The 14,630-nt window shown below is 31.8% G+C and carries 21 protein-coding genes; all 21 read left to right on the forward strand.

Translation table 11 applies throughout. From position 1 onward, the window contains the following. The first annotated feature begins 6 nt into the window (after window positions 1-6). Window positions 7-447: a 50S ribosomal protein L15 gene (gene rplO, locus GPX08_RS07045; protein ID WP_156626114.1), complete on the forward strand. Its 441-nt coding sequence runs from the start codon at window positions 7-9 to the stop codon at window positions 445-447. Between the two features lies 1 nt (window position 448). Continuing rightward, window positions 449-1,723, forward strand: a complete 1,275-nt coding sequence (gene secY / locus GPX08_RS07050) for a preprotein translocase subunit SecY (RefSeq protein ID WP_156626115.1) — start codon at window positions 449-451, stop codon at window positions 1,721-1,723. A gap of 22 nt (window positions 1,724-1,745) precedes the next feature. Beyond that, the gene (locus GPX08_RS07055; RefSeq protein ID WP_156626116.1) at window positions 1,746-2,396 is read left to right on the forward strand and encodes an adenylate kinase; all 651 of its coding nucleotides are present in this window, start codon (window positions 1,746-1,748) and stop codon (window positions 2,394-2,396) included. Continuing rightward, window positions 2,396-3,145: a type I methionyl aminopeptidase gene (gene map / locus GPX08_RS07060; RefSeq protein WP_156626117.1), complete on the forward strand. Its 750-nt coding sequence runs from the start codon at window positions 2,396-2,398 to the stop codon at window positions 3,143-3,145. The genes GPX08_RS07055 and map overlap by 1 nt, the downstream gene beginning before the upstream one ends. A gap of 53 nt (window positions 3,146-3,198) precedes the next feature. Beyond that, a complete protein-coding gene (locus GPX08_RS07065) occupies window positions 3,199-3,510 on the forward strand; it encodes a hypothetical protein (RefSeq protein WP_156626118.1) in 312 nt (103 codons plus the stop codon). A gap of 7 nt (window positions 3,511-3,517) precedes the next feature. Further along, entirely contained in the window at window positions 3,518-3,736 is a 219-nt protein-coding gene (gene infA / locus GPX08_RS07070; protein ID WP_136006884.1) for a translation initiation factor IF-1, read from the forward strand. A gap of 41 nt (window positions 3,737-3,777) precedes the next feature. Beyond that, complete coding sequence (rpmJ, locus tag GPX08_RS07075; RefSeq protein ID WP_016205879.1) at window positions 3,778-3,891, forward strand: 50S ribosomal protein L36; 114 nt, start codon at window positions 3,778-3,780, stop codon at window positions 3,889-3,891. 220 nt (window positions 3,892-4,111) lie between these two features. After that, complete coding sequence (gene rpsM, locus GPX08_RS07080) at window positions 4,112-4,477, forward strand: 30S ribosomal protein S13 (RefSeq protein ID WP_156626119.1); 366 nt, start codon at window positions 4,112-4,114, stop codon at window positions 4,475-4,477. Window positions 4,478-4,492: 15 nt separating this feature from the next. Then, entirely contained in the window at window positions 4,493-4,885 is a 393-nt protein-coding gene (rpsK, locus tag GPX08_RS07085; protein ID WP_136006888.1) for a 30S ribosomal protein S11, read from the forward strand. Between the two features lie 23 nt (window positions 4,886-4,908). After that, entirely contained in the window at window positions 4,909-5,529 is a 621-nt protein-coding gene (gene rpsD / locus GPX08_RS07090; protein ID WP_156626120.1) for a 30S ribosomal protein S4, read from the forward strand. A 102-nt stretch (window positions 5,530-5,631) separates the two neighbouring features. Next, complete coding sequence (locus GPX08_RS07095; RefSeq protein WP_156626121.1) at window positions 5,632-6,579, forward strand: DNA-directed RNA polymerase subunit alpha; 948 nt, start codon at window positions 5,632-5,634, stop codon at window positions 6,577-6,579. A gap of 14 nt (window positions 6,580-6,593) precedes the next feature. Then, complete coding sequence (rplQ, locus tag GPX08_RS07100) at window positions 6,594-6,935, forward strand: 50S ribosomal protein L17 (protein ID WP_156626122.1); 342 nt, start codon at window positions 6,594-6,596, stop codon at window positions 6,933-6,935. A 191-nt stretch (window positions 6,936-7,126) separates the two neighbouring features. Beyond that, the gene (locus GPX08_RS07105; protein ID WP_156626123.1) at window positions 7,127-7,972 is read left to right on the forward strand and encodes an energy-coupling factor transporter ATPase; all 846 of its coding nucleotides are present in this window, start codon (window positions 7,127-7,129) and stop codon (window positions 7,970-7,972) included. Continuing rightward, complete coding sequence (locus GPX08_RS07110; protein WP_156626124.1) at window positions 7,957-8,817, forward strand: energy-coupling factor transporter ATPase; 861 nt, start codon at window positions 7,957-7,959, stop codon at window positions 8,815-8,817. The genes GPX08_RS07105 and GPX08_RS07110 overlap by 16 nt, the downstream gene beginning before the upstream one ends. Window positions 8,818-8,828: 11 nt before the next feature. After that, on the forward strand, window positions 8,829-9,632 hold the full coding sequence (locus GPX08_RS07115; RefSeq protein WP_156626125.1) for an energy-coupling factor transporter transmembrane protein EcfT: 804 nt from the start codon (window positions 8,829-8,831) through the stop codon (window positions 9,630-9,632). 23 nt (window positions 9,633-9,655) lie between these two features. Continuing rightward, window positions 9,656-10,390, forward strand: a complete 735-nt coding sequence (gene truA / locus GPX08_RS07120; protein ID WP_156626126.1) for a tRNA pseudouridine(38-40) synthase TruA — start codon at window positions 9,656-9,658, stop codon at window positions 10,388-10,390. 180 nt (window positions 10,391-10,570) lie between these two features. Beyond that, window positions 10,571-11,005 carry a 50S ribosomal protein L13 gene (rplM, locus tag GPX08_RS07125; RefSeq protein WP_156626127.1) on the forward strand — a complete coding sequence of 145 codons (435 nt, stop codon included), beginning with the start codon at window positions 10,571-10,573 and terminating at the stop codon, window positions 11,003-11,005. A gap of 25 nt (window positions 11,006-11,030) precedes the next feature. Next, complete coding sequence (gene rpsI, locus GPX08_RS07130) at window positions 11,031-11,423, forward strand: 30S ribosomal protein S9 (protein WP_156626128.1); 393 nt, start codon at window positions 11,031-11,033, stop codon at window positions 11,421-11,423. A gap of 339 nt (window positions 11,424-11,762) precedes the next feature. Beyond that, on the forward strand, window positions 11,763-12,359 hold the full coding sequence (locus tag GPX08_RS07135; protein WP_156626129.1) for a TetR family transcriptional regulator: 597 nt from the start codon (window positions 11,763-11,765) through the stop codon (window positions 12,357-12,359). Between the two features lie 18 nt (window positions 12,360-12,377). Continuing rightward, window positions 12,378-13,142 (forward strand): SDR family NAD(P)-dependent oxidoreductase, encoded by a 765-nt coding sequence (locus GPX08_RS07140; protein WP_156626130.1) that lies wholly within the window; start codon window positions 12,378-12,380, stop codon window positions 13,140-13,142. Between the two features lie 21 nt (window positions 13,143-13,163). After that, the gene (locus tag GPX08_RS07145; RefSeq protein ID WP_156626131.1) at window positions 13,164-14,426 is read left to right on the forward strand and encodes a hypothetical protein; all 1,263 of its coding nucleotides are present in this window, start codon (window positions 13,164-13,166) and stop codon (window positions 14,424-14,426) included. Window positions 14,427-14,630 lie beyond the last annotated feature (204 nt).

A 14,630-nucleotide genomic window follows, 5' to 3' on the forward strand; every position in this document is an offset into this window, starting at 1 on the left:
TGAGTAATGAAACTTCATGAATTAAAACCAGCAGCTGGAAGTAAGAAAGCTCCTAAAAGAGTTGGTAGAGGTACTGGTTCAGGTTTAGGTAGAAATGCTGGAAAAGGTGAAAAAGGCCAAAAGGCTAGATCAGGTGGCGGAGTTAGACCAGGATTTGAAGGCGGTCAAATGCCATTATATAGAAGACTTCCTAAGAGAGGATTCACAAATATATTTGCTAAGCAATATGTTAGCATTAACGTTGATAGATTAAATATATTTGAAAATGGAACTGAAATTACACCAGAAGTTTTACTTGAAAGAAGAGTAATCAGCAAAGTAAAAGATGGTGTTAAGATTTTAGGAAATGGTGTACTAGAGAAGAGCCTAACTGTTAAAGGATGTAAGTTCTCAAAATCAGCGGCTGAAAAGATAGAAGCAGCTGGAGGAAAAGTTGAGGTGATTTAGTATGCTATCAACCCTACGTAATGCCTGGAAGGTTCCCGAATTAAAAAAGAGATTTTTATGGACTATATTTTTAGTTGCAATTTTCAGGATAGGAACACATATTCCTGTTCCTGGAATTCGCACAGATGTTTTAAATAGTTTAGCAAGTAGTGGTACAATATTTGGTTTCTATGATTTAATATCAGGGGGAGCATTTAGACAATTTAGTATATTTGCTTTAAGTGTAACACCTTATATTAATGCCTCAATTATAGTTCAATTATTGACTATAGCAATTCCTTCATTAGAACAACTTTCAAAAGAAGGTGAAGAAGGAAGGAAGAAGATTCAAAAGATTACAAGAATATTATCTATAGTTATTGGATTCATTCTTGCTTTTGGAACGTACAGTATGGTAGCAGCAAAAGGTGCTACAGTAGGAATGGCTTGGCCAGAAATCCTAGTTGTTCTAGTAGCTTTAGTTGCAGGTTCAACATTCTGTATGTGGCTTGGAGATCAAATCACAGCTAAAGGATTTGGAAATGGTATATCCATATTAATATTCGTTAATATAGTATCTCAGTTACCTGTAACTTTAATGTCATTATTTACATTAGAGGATCAAGGAAAAATTACTATAATAGGAATTTTATTATTTGTTGCTTTTGCAATTATCTTACTTGGTTTATCAATATTCTTCTCATTAGCAGAAAGAAGAATTCCAGTACAATATGCTGGTAAAGCAGTAGGATCTAAAGTAATGAAGAGTCAAAGTACTCACATTCCTTTAAGTATTATAGGGTCAGCTGTTATAGCAATAATATTTTCTATGTCAGTTATGATGTTCCCTAAAACAATTGCAGAATTTTTCCCAAATACAACTTGGGTTCAAAGTGTTGTTACAAGTAAATATAGTATATTTAATGAAAGTACTTGGATGTATCCAGTATGTTATGCATTATTAACTATATTCTTTACTTGGTTCTACACACAAATTACATTTAAACCTGATGAAATGGCGGAAAACCTACATAAATCAGCAGGTTTTGTACCAGGAATAAGACCGGGAGAGGCAACAGAAAAGCATTTTGAAAAGGTACTTACAAAAGTATCATTAGTTGGAGGAGTATTTGCAGCTTTACTAGCAGTACTACCAATATTAATTGCAAATACTGGTTTACAAGGAATACAATTTGGTGGTACATCATTATTAATTATAGTTGGTGTTGGACTTGATTTTTCAAGACAATTAGATTCACAATTAGTAATGAGACACTATCAAGGATTCTTAAAATAGATTAATAATGGAGATGATGCCCGTGAAGATAGTATTATTAGGTCCTCCTGGAGCAGGTAAGGGAACACAGGCAAAATCAATTAGTAATAGATACTCAATACCACATATTTCTACAGGAGATATATTTAGAAAGAACATTTCTGAAAATACTCCTTTAGGAATAGAAGCTAAGAGGCACATCGATAAAGGTCAACTAGTACCTGATGAAGTTACTATAAATATGGTAAAAGATAGGTTACAACAAGATGACTGTAAGAATGGATACTTATTAGATGGTTTCCCAAGGACAGTTAATCAAGCAGAAGCTCTTCAAGACTTCTTAAATGCAAGAAATGAAGAATTAGATACTGCTTTATTAATAGAAGTACCTACTGGCTTCATTCTAGAAAGAATGACAGGCAGAAGAGTATGTCCATCATGTGGAGCTAGCTATCATATTAAGTTTAACCCACCAACTATACATGGAAAATGTGATGTTTGTGGAAGTGATGTAATCCAAAGAAAAGATGATACAGAAGAAACTGTATCTGAAAGACTTGATGTGTATGAGAGACAAACACAACCACTGATTGATTTTTATAAAGAAAGAAACTTACTTTCAACTGTAGATGGAACACAAGCTATTAACGAAGTATTTGAAAGTATCTGTAACATCTTAGGGAGCGTTAAATAATGATTTTCATTAAAAACGCCAAAGAAATTGCCCTAATGAGGGAAGCAGGTAAGATAGTAGCTGAAACACTACTACTGATTGAGGAAAAAGTAAGGCCAGGAATAACTACTGCTGAATTAGATAGGATAGCAGAAGAATTTATAACTAAGCATGGAGCGAGACCTTCATTTAAAGGTCTGTATGATTTTCCAGCTTCACTATGTATATCTGTTAACGAGCAAGTAGTTCATGGGATCCCAGGAGGTTATGTATTAAAAGATGGCGATATAATTAGTGTGGACTGTGGAGCACATTTAAATGGCTTTCACGGTGATGCTGCAAGAACTTTTGGAGTAGGAAATATCAGCGAAGAAGCTAAAAGGTTAATAGAAGTAACTAAAGAAGGTTTCTTTAAAGGTATTGAATATGCTAAAGTAGATAACAGACTTACTGATATATCACATGGAATACAGAGCTACGTAGAAGCCGAAGGTTTCTCTGTAGTAAGAGATTTCGTAGGACACGGTATAGGTAGAGTAGTACACGAGGATCCAGAAGTACCTAATTTCGGTAAGCCTGGAAGAGGGCCGAAATTAGTAAAAGGAATGGCTTTAGCTATTGAACCTATGGTTAATGCAGGTGATTACAAAGTAAAGACTTTGAGTGATGATTGGACTGTAGTAACTAGAGATGGAAGTCTATCTGCTCACTACGAAAATACAATTGTAATTTTACCAGATGGACCCGAAATATTAACACTGATTAAATAGAGGTGTTGCTTAGTTATAAATTCGCATGATACCAAAAGGTGGCTTGTAGATTTATGACTAAGGTAATCATTGAGGTGAAAAGTTTGCAAAACAATGACTTAATTGGGAAAGTGGTTCTTTCAAAAAGAGGAAGAGATAAAAATCATTTATATGTTGTAATAGGGCATTTAAGTGATAATTATGTAACTCTTAGTAATGGGAGCACTAAAACAGTTCAGATGCCTAAACAGAAGAATTTAAAACATATAAATGTTTTAGAGGATGTAGATGATGAGATTAAAGCATCTATCATATCAAAAGATAGAGGTACTGATTTAAAAATAAAGAGATTTATAAAACTTAAAGGCATTGTTAAGGAGGGTTGATTACCTTATGTCAAAAGATGATGTAATAGAAATGCAAGGTGTTGTACTAGAGTCACTACCAAATGCTATGTTCCAAGTTGAACTAGAGAGTGGTCACAAGATTCTAGCACATATATCAGGAAAATTAAGAATGAACTTCATAAGAATTCTACCTGGAGACAAGGTTACAATAGAACTTTCTCCATATGATTTAACTAGAGGTAGAATTACATGGAGAGCTAAATAAAAAGTGGAAGTAAACACTAAGTATTACAAGGAGGGTTAGCGATGAAAGTAAGACCATCAGTTAAGCCTATTTGCGAAAAGTGCAAGATTATAAGAAGAAAAGGAAAAGTAATGGTTATCTGTGAAAATCCTAAGCACAAGCAAAAGCAAGGCTAATACAATTAAAGTATAGGCAAAAAAGAATAATTTTACTATGTAAATATTATTGACTTTTCAGTTAAAGTCAAATATGATTATATAGGCATTTAAATCAGTAAAAAAATTTTAGGTGCGGCTGACAGTAGAGATTTACTCTACTGACCTATGATTTTATAATATAAATACACACATATAATTAAAGTTGTATGCATTTCAATATCAGGAGGTGTAAGTTTTAATGGCAAGAATTTCAGGAGTAGACCTACCAAGAGAAAAAAGAGTTGAAATAGGTCTAACATATATATACGGAATAGGACTTTCTACTTCTCAAAAGATTTTAGCAGTAACAGGAGTTAATCCTGAAACAAGAGTTAAAGATCTTTCAGAAGAAGAAGTAACAAAGATAAGAGAATATGTAAAAACATTAACAATCGAAGGTGACTTAAGAAGAGAAGTTGCTTTAAATATTAAGAGATTAGTAGAAATTGGATGTTACAGAGGAATCAGACATAGAAAAGGTCTTCCAGTTAGAGGTCAAAAGACTAAGACTAACGCTAGAACTAGAAAAGGTCCAAAGAAAACTATCGCAAATAAGAAGAAGTAGTGAGGAGGGAATTCGATGGCTCAAAAGGTTAAAAAGACTAGAAGAAGAAAAGAAAGAAAGAATATTGAGCATGGTGCTGCACACATCAAATCAACTTTCAATAACTCAATAGTTACTTTGACTGATGCGGCAGGTAATGCTTTATCATGGTCAAGTGCAGGAGCTCTAGGCTTTAGAGGATCAAGAAAAAGTACTCCATTTGCAGCTCAAATGGCAGCAGAAACTGCAGCTAAGGCAGCTATGGAACACGGATTAAAGAGTATAGAAGTATATGTAAAGGGACCTGGTGCTGGAAGAGAAGCAGCAATCAGATCTTTACAAGCAGCAGGATTAGAAGTAACTCTAATTAAAGATGTTACTCCAATCCCACATAACGGATGTAGACCACCAAAGAGAAGAAGAGTCTAGTATTCATATAGGAGGTGTAATTAATGGCAAGATATACTGGAGCTACATGTAGATTATGTAGAAGAGAAGGTATGAAATTATTCCTTAAAGGGGATAGATGTTTCACAGATAAATGTGCTTTTGTTAGAAGAAGTTATGCACCAGGACAACATGGAGCAGCTAAGAAAAAAATATCTAACTATGGCGTACAATTAAGAGAAAAGCAAAAAGCAAGAAGAATATACGGAGTATTAGAAGGCCAATTCAGAACTTATTATGAAAAGGCTGATCATATGAAAGGTATAACAGGTGAAAACTTACTTAAGTTATTAGAAATGAGATTAGATAACGTAGTTTATAGACTAGGTTACGGTGCTTCAAGAGCTGAAGCTAGACAATTAGTTACTCATGGACATTTCTTAGTAAATGGTAAGAAGGTTGATATTCCTTCATACAAAGTATCTGTTAACGATGAAATATTAGTTTCAGAAAAGAGCAGAGGAACTGAAAAATTCAAGACATTTATAGAAAATCCTAAGACATTACCAAAATGGTTAGAAGCAAATGTTGAAAATTATTCAGGAAAAGTTATAGCTGAACCATCAAGAGAAGATATTGACGTACCAGTTAACGAAACTCTTATCGTTGAGTTATACAGCAAGTAATAGTTTAGTATTTGTATTGTTAAGATTTATCTTACAATACAAATATATAAGCAGTTGCCCTCAGAATAATGTTGCCATTTATAATATAAGGAGGGTTTGTGCATGTTAGAAATAGAAAAGCCAATAATTGAATGTATAGAAGCAAACGAAAATGGTACTTATGGTAAATATGTAGTTGAACCATTAGAAAGAGGATATGGTATTACACTTGGAAATGCTCTAAGAAGAATACTTTTATCATCTCTTCCAGGTGCAGCTCCAACATCAGTAAAAATTGATGGAGTACTACACGAGTTTTCTACTGTACAAGGTGTTAAAGAAGATGTTACAGAAATAATATTAAACATAAAAGCTTTAGCATTAATAATGAATGGTGAAGGTCCAAAGACAATATATATAGATGCTCAAGGACCTGGAGTAGTTACAGGTGCAGATATTAAAACTGACGGTGATGTTGAAGTTGTAAGCAAGGATCTTCATATAGCAACATTAGATGATAATGGTAAGCTATATATGGAGATAACAGTTAATAGAGGAAGAGGATATGTTACTCAAAATAAAAATAAGAGTGAAGATCTTCCATTATCAGCTATTGCAGTAGACTCAATATACACACCAGTTAAGAGAGTTAACTTTGCTGTTGAAAATACAAGAGTTGGTCAAATTACTGACTACGATAAGTTAACATTAGAAATCTGGACTAATGGAACTATTAAGATTGATGAAGCTATTAGCTTATCAGCAAAAATACTTATAGAACATTTTAAACTATTTATGTCATTAGGTGATAGTACTAATGATGTAGAAATTATGATAGAAAAAGAAGAAGACAAAAAAGAAAAAGTACTAGAAATGACTGTAGAGGAGTTAGATTTATCAGTTAGATCATATAACTGCTTAAAGAGAGCTGGAATAAATACAGTACAAGAACTTGCTGGAAAGTCTATGGATGACATGATGAAGGTAAGAAATCTAGGAAAGAAATCTTTAGAGGAAGTCGAAAGAAAGCTTAAGGAATTAGGCTTAGGATTAAGACTAAACGATGAGTAAGGAGGTAAATCCATATGGCAGGTTATCGTAAATTAGGTCGTCCTACTGACCAAAGAAGAGCTATGCTAAGAAGCCTTGTTACAAGCTTTTTAAAGCATGGTAAAATAGAAACAACTGAAACAAGAGCTAAGGAAACTAGAAAGTTAGCTGAAAAGATGATCACTTTAGCAAAAAGAGGTGACCTTCACGCTAGAAGACAAGTTTTAGCATTTGTTCAAGAAGAAGAAGTAGTTCAAAACCTATTTGACAATGTTGCTCCAAAGTACGCTGAAAGAAACGGTGGATACACTAGAATGTACAAAAAAGGCCCAAGAAGAGGGGACGGAGCTGAAGTTGTTATACTTGAATTAGTATAATATAAGGGGGATTAAGTATAAAACTTAGTCCCCATTTTTGCATATATAAAATTAAATATTATATAAGAACTTAAAAAATTGATGTAAACTAATTGTAATTAATCAAATGTGTATTATAATATTATTATGTTAGTGTATATACACTGTTTAAGTTTTTTTATAATGCTTAATAATAGAAGGAGGGCTATATTATGAAAGAAGCAATGGTAAAATGCGACAATGTATCTTTTAAATATAGAGCAGTTGAGGGAGAAGAAGAAAGATATGCCGTAAATGGTGTAAGTTTTGAAGTTGAAAAGGGTGAATTCTTAGTAATATTAGGCCATAATGGATCAGGTAAATCAACTATTGCTAAACATATGAATGCTCTTTTAATACCCTCTGAAGGAACTGTTGTAGTAGATGGCTTAGATACTAAAGATCATAATAATTTATGGGAAATAAGATCAAGAGCTGGTATGGTTTTTCAGAATCCAGATAATCAATTAGTAGCAACTATAGTTGAAGAAGATGTTGCATTTGGACCTGAAAATCTTGGGGTAGAGCCAGAAGAAATTAGAAGAAGAGTTGATGAAAGTTTAAAGAAGGTTGGAATGTATGAATATAGAAGACATGCGCCTCATTTACTTTCAGGAGGACAAAAGCAAAGAATAGCAATTGCAGGTATATTAGCAATGAAACCAAAGTGTATAATATTTGATGAACCTACTGCGATGCTTGACCCATCAGGAAGAAAAGAAGTTTTAAATAATATTAAAGAAATAAATGAAAAGTATGGTATTACTATTATACTTATTACTCATTATATGGATGAAGCAGCGCAAGCTGATAGAGTAATAGTAATGGATGGCGGGAAAGCTATATTAGAAGGTAAGCCAAGAGAAGTATTTTCTAACGTAAAGGAAATGAAAGAAATAGGATTAGATGTTCCTCAAGTTACGGAATTATGCTATGAATTAAAAAATAGTGGTATAAATATAGATACGAACATATTAAATGTAGATGAGATGGTGGATGCGTTATGTCAATTAAGATAGAGAATTTAGTACATGTTTATATGCCTAAGTCACCTTTTGAGAAAGTGGCTTTAGATGATGTAAATATTGAAATAAAAGAAGGAGAGTTTGTTGCTCTTATAGGACATACAGGCTCAGGAAAATCAACATTAATTCAACATATGAATGGTCTTTTAAAGCCAAGTTCAGGAAGAATTATAGTTGATGGAGAAGATATAACTAAACAAGGAGTAAAGCTTACAGATATAAGAAAGAAAGTAGGCTTAGTGTTTCAATATCCTGAATATCAATTATTTGAAGAAACTATAGAGAAAGATATAGAATATGGACCAAGAAACTTAGGTTTAGAACAAGAAGAAATAACAAGAAGAGTTAAAAGGTCTATGGAGATGGTAGGTTTAGACTACGAAACATATAGACATAAATCACCTTTTGACTTAAGTGGTGGACAAAAGAGAAGAGTAGCTATAGCAGGGGTAATAGCAATGGAGCCTAAGGTGCTTATATTAGATGAGCCTACAGCAGGATTAGATCCTAAAGGTAGGGATGATATATTAGCTCAAATAAAGACTCTTCATGATAATTATAAAATGACTATAGTTCTAGTAAGTCACAGTATGGAAGATGTAGGTAAGCTTGCAGAAAGAATTATAGTAATGAATAAAGGAAAAGTAGCTTTAGAAGGAACTCCAGCAGAAGTTTTTAAAGAAGTAGATACTTTAGAGGCGATAGGTCTTGCAGTGCCTCAAGTAACTTATTTAATGAGAGCATTAAGGGCAAAAGGTTTTGATGTTTCAGATGAAGTTTACACAATTAGCAAGGGTAAAGAAGAGTTATTAAGAATCTTAAAGGAAGTTAAGAACTAGGGGGATAGAAGATGATAAAAGACATAACTATAGGTCAATATATACCAGGAGAAACATTTGTCCATAAGTTAGATCCTAGGACAAAAATACTATTATCTATCCTATTTATTGTATCTTTATTTATAGTTGATAAATTCGTGGGATATATATTAATAGTTGCATTTTTAGCATTAACAGTATATGTAGCAAAATTACCACCAAGATATCTATATAAGGGTCTTAAGCCTGTATTTTTCCTTATAATATTTACAGCGATATTAAACATATTTATGATTAAGGGAACAGCAGATTCTTTATTATTTGAAATTGGATTTATAAAAGTTTATACTGAGGGCTTAAGAACAGCTGGATTTATGGCCTTAAGATTAATATTTTTAATTATGGGAACATCAGTATTAACATTAACTACTTCACCTATAGAGTTAACAGATGGAATAGAAAGATTACTTAGACCAATAGGAAAAGAAATAGCTCATGAACTTGCAATGATGATGACAATAGCATTAAGATTTATTCCTACATTAATGGATGAAACAGATAAAATAATGATGGCGCAAAAAGCAAGAGGAGCAGATTTTGAAAGTGGTGGATTAATACAAAAAGCTAAAAGTTTAATTCCACTTTTAGTACCTTTATTTATAAGTTCTTTTAGAAGAGCCGATGAATTAGCTATGGCTATGGAATCAAGAGCATATAGAGGTGGGGCAGGTAGAACTAGAATGAAAGAATTAAAGTTTACTAGTAAAGATACAGTAGCATTTGCTCTATTCTCAATATTATTTATAGGAAGTTTAGTAGTAAGATTTGTATTATAAAATATAAAAAAGGTGAAATAAATATGAAAAATATAAAGCTTACTTTAGAATATGATGGAAGTAACTATCAAGGGTGGCAGAAACAAAAGGTCGGAGAGACTGTACAAGGCACTCTAGAGAAGGCGATAGAAGGCCTGACAAAAGAGACTATAGAAGTAATAGGAAGCTCTAGAACGGATTCTGGAGTGCATGCGAAGGGGTTTGTAGCTAACTTTAAGACTGAAAGTAGTATTCCTTCTAATAAATTTAGGGAAGCATTAAATTATAGGTTGCCTGATGATATAGTAATATTGAATTCAGAAGAGGTATCTGATGATTTTCATTCAAGATATAGTGCTAAGGGAAAGACATATTCGTATTCAATTATAAATAGGGATGTGCCTCCAGCTATATCTAGAAATTATTTATATCATGTAAAGAAGAGGTTAGATACTAAAGCTATGGAAGAAGCCTGTAAATATTTTATTGGGACTCATGACTTTAATGCTTTTAAGAGTAGTGGAGGATCAGTAAAAACTACAGTAAGAACTATTACGGATTTACATATAGAAAATAAGGAAGATATAATAAAAATATATGTAACGGGTGATGGTTTTCTGTACAATATGGTAAGAATAATAGTTGGAACATTAATTATTGTTGGAAATAACAAGATAGAACCATGCGAAATTAGAGAAATTATAGATAGTAGAGATAGAAAAAAAGCTGGAATTTGTGTTCCTCCTAATGGATTAATACTAGAGAAAGTCTACTATTAAAAAAATGAAAAAACTATAAAAATAATGAAATAAAAACATTGACACACCCGTATGCGTGTATTATAATTATTAATGTTTGTTAGAATAATTTATGTATATAAGATCCACTAGCCCCGGGTCTTGACATAAAAGCAGTACTTAAGAAGTAAAGCACAAATGTAAGTTCAGGGAGGGAAAAACATGAAATCATACATCGCTAAGGCGCAAGAAGTTGAAAGAAAATGGTATGTTGTTGATGCTGCTGGTAAGCCACTAGGAAGAGTTGCTAGCCAGGTTGCTTCAATTTTAAGAGGAAAAAATAAGCCAACATTTACACCAAATGTTGACTGCGGAGATTTCGTTATCGTAATCAATGCTGAAAAAATTGTTTTAACTGGTAAGAAGTTAGATCAAAAATTAATGAGAAAGCACAGCTTATATCCAGGTGGATTAAAGGAAACTCCATACAGAGAAGTATTAGCTAAGAAGCCTGAATTCGCTTTCGAAGAAGCAGTAAGAAGAATGCTTCCATCAGGTGTTTTAGGAAGAAAAATGCTTAAGAAATTAAAAGTATATAGAGGTACTGAGCACGGACATGATGCTCAAAAACCAGAAGTACTTGAATTAAAGTACTAATACATGCTCGGGAGGAGGAAGAAAAATGGCAAAAGTTCAATACATGGGAACTGGAAGAAGAAAAAAATCAATAGCAAGAGTTAGACTTGTACCTGGAAATGGTAAAGTAGTTATAAATAAGAGAGAAATCGAAAACTATTTCGGATTAGAAACTTTAAGAATGATCGTTAATCAACCATTAGTTTTAACTGGAACTAAAGATAGATTCGACGTTTTAGTTAACGTTCACGGTGGTGGATTCACAGGTCAAGCTGGAGCAATAAGACACGGAATCACTAGAGCTTTAATCAAAGCTGACGAAAACTTAAAGTCAGACTTAAAGAAAGCTGGATTCGTAACTAGAGACCCAAGAATGAAAGAAAGAAAGAAATACGGTCTTAAGAAAGCAAGAAGAGCTCCTCAATTCTCAAAGAGATAATATTTGGAACTTTACAAATCTCACAATCATTATGGTTGTGGGATTTTTTTTATATAAAAATCTATGAAAACCTATATTTTTTTACGGTAACTAACAAGTAACTAACTAATATAATAATAGGAAAAGTCTATTGAAAATTAAACATGTTAATAATTTTAACTATAATTTATATCTTGCAAGAGTTTTCTTAGCGGAATTTTTTTGGCTTGAGGGAAGATATTTTGAAATAATATATCAAGGAATTAATAAACAGAATATCCATATATTTCTTGACTCCATAGACATCTTCCTTTATACTATGAATGAAGAAATATTCAGTCATAGTATAAAGGAGGAGTTATGCCAAAATCACCAGAAAGATGTGAAGAAATAAGAACAGAAATGCGTAATAAAATATTGCATGAATCAATGCTGTATTTTGCTAAAAATGGATTCGCAGGAACAAAAATCAGTGAACTATCTAAATACATTGGAATTGCTCAAGGTACAATTTATGTATATTTTGAATCTAAAGAAAAGTTATTTCAAGAAATTCATAAGATTATAAATAGAGAAAAGGATATAAAACAATTAAAATTATTGGCTAAACTTCCTATATCAGCAAAGCAAAAAATTCATAAATTAACTAAAGAGGTATTGATTAAATTAAAGGAAGATGAGAATTTTGCATCAATGATTGCTTTGAATACACAGATGATTTTAGAAGAGGATAAAGACTATTCTTCTAATGAAACAACATATCAGTCTGAAGTTTATAAATATATGGCCAAGATAATTGAACAAGGGCAAAAGGAAGGTAGCGTTGTTAGTGGTAATAGCTTAAAGCTTGCAGATTACTATTGGGGAGTGGTATATTTATATGCTCTTAAAAGGCTATTCACAACAAAGTATGAAATGATTACTCAGGAGGATTTAGAAAGAATAATTTTAAAATAAGGGGTGTTGAATTAGGGTATGAAAAAGAGGATTGCAATTGTAACAGGGGCTAGTGGAGGAATCGGAAGAGAGTTTACCAAGTTAATGCTACAAGAAGATTTAGATGAAATATGGACTATAGCAAGGAATAAAGAAAAGTTATTAGAACTTAAGAAAGATTTTGGAGAAAAAATAGTCACTATATCTAAAGACTTAACAAAAATAGCTGAATTATATTCAATAGAAGAAATGCTAAAGGAAGAAGAGATAGTAGTAGCTTACCTAGTAAATAATGCAGGTGTTGCTAAGATGGGTTCTTATAAAGAATTTGCACTAAAAGAAATAGAGGATACAGTGAGTATTAACTGCAGTGTAATGCCGATGTTATGTAATCTATGCATTCCATATATGAAAAGTGGAAGTAGAATTATAAATATTTCATCGGCATCATCATTTCAGCCATTACCTTATATTAATTTATATGCGGCAACAAAGGCTTTTGAAAGAAGTTATTCTAGGTCTTTGAATGTAGAATTAAGAGGAAGTGGAATAACATCAATTGCTGTATGTCCAAGTTGGGTTGATACAGAGTTACTAACGAAAGAAATCAATGGCGAAAAGGTTAAATTCCCTGGGATTGTATCAGCAGATAAAGTAGCGATTAAAGCACTTAAAGATGCAAAAAGAGGAAAAGACATGTCAGTTTGCACCTTATACGTTAAATGGATTCATTTATTAGCAAAGATATTTCCACAAAGGATTGTAATTGATACTTGGACTAGAAAAATTAAAAAGTATGTCTAGTAGGGAGATGGAGATGGGGAGATGAAAAATCATATATATTCTGAAAGAGTAGATTTATTTGACCCAAATATATATATTAACCTTGTAGTAGAGATTATTGGAAATCCAAATACTGAAGAGGTAATATCAGCAGTAAAACTCGCTTTTAAATCTAATGAGGCTACAATGTCAAAAATTACTTTAGATAATAATGGTGAAGCATATTACGAGAAGATTTCTGCCAGTGGTTGCAAAGTAGAATGTACTAATGGAGACTGGAGAGCAATTATAAAAGAAAATGAGAAAATTCCTTTTGAAATTGATAAAGGAGAGTTAATAAGAGTATTTTTAATAAACTCATCAGATAAAGTAATTCTATTAGTGATGGCACATCATTTAGTTGGCGATGGAAAAGCAATAACTTATTTTATTGAAGATATTATGAAAGCTTTAAGTGGTGAAAAATTAAATTATAGACCTATTAAATTAATAACAGAAGAATCATTTTCTAATAAGTTTAAAGTACTATTACCTTTTAAACTATATGCAAATTATTTTAATAAGAAATGGAGTAAGACAGGAAGAATTTTTAATTGGGAAGACTATTATAATGTACACAAAGTTTATTGGAATAAGAGGAGTTCTAGAGTCGTATATGAGCACTTCTCAACAGAAGAGTTAAGTAAAATTCATTCTAAGGCAAAAGGCTTAGGAATATCAGTAAATAGTTATATATTAACTGCATTTTTAGAAGCAGACAGGGATAGTAGTGTTATAGGAATGGCTGTAAATATAAGAAAAGACAATAATAAATCAATTTCTAATCAGGTATCTGGTATTAGTATTAATCATAAATTCTCTGATAAGAAAACTTTTGATGAAAATGCCATAATGATTCATAAAAAGGTGTTAAGCAAACTAAAAACACCAGCTAAGAAGTATTTTATTATAAAATTTATGCAACTATTTTCACCTAGTTTACTGGATTCAATAGTGCTATATAAATATGGACTTTATGAGAATGATGTGACAAAAAAGATAGCAAAGGTAATGGGATATGTTGGTGATAAGACAAGAGATCTTGGAATTACTAATTTGACTAAACTTGATATCCCAAATAAGTATGGAAATTATGAAATAAAAAATGTATTGTTTATTCCACCAGTAGTATCATATGCAAAGCATATAATAGGAGTTTCTACTATGAATGATGGCATGAATATATCTTATCATTTTATGAGTAATGAGGATATGGAAAAGGAAATACGTTTTTTTAAAAGGGGTATTAAGAATCTAAGGAATTAAATTTATAAATATAATATTTAACTGATAAAATTATATTAATTAATTAGGTTATTAAAATGTATCTAATTCAAATTTTATTAATAAAATTAAATTAAATAAGCATAAAAGTCTATCATAAAGTAAGTAAGAATTAACAATAATAAGTTAATACTTTATATATAAGACTTTTTTCTTTTGTTAAAATTTACATAGATTATCATATAG

The sequence above is a fragment of the Clostridium tertium genome, assembly GCF_902652255.1.
Lineage (GTDB): Bacteria > Bacillota > Clostridia > Clostridiales > Clostridiaceae > Clostridium > Clostridium tertium_A.